Annotated in this window: 1 protein-coding gene; it reads left to right on the top strand. The window is 49.0% G+C overall.

All coding sequences use genetic code 11. The features are described from left to right. Positions 1 to 257: Ig-like domain-containing protein (locus IO68_RS26105; protein WP_023013471.1), on the top strand; the 257-nt coding region annotated here is incomplete at both ends.

Genomic DNA, 257 nt, shown 5'->3' with positions numbered 1-257 from the left:
TGACAATACGCCTGCATTAACAGGAACAGTGAACGACCCAACGGCAACGGTGACCGTGAATGTCAATGGTGAGGATTACCCAGCGACCAACAATGGTGATGGCACATGGACATTGGCAGACAATACATTGCCAGCGTTAACAGATGGTGCTTACACGGTGACAGTGACTGCGACAGATCCAGCAGGCAACTCATCAACAGCAACATCAACGTTAACGGTTGATACGACTGCACCAGATGCACCATTACTTGATCCAA

Origin of the sequence: Acinetobacter sp. COS3, from assembly GCF_000475335.1 — a bacterium.
Classification (GTDB): Bacteria; Pseudomonadota; Gammaproteobacteria; order Pseudomonadales; family Moraxellaceae; genus Acinetobacter; species Acinetobacter venetianus.
This window is presented reverse-complemented; position numbering and strand designations above follow the sequence as displayed.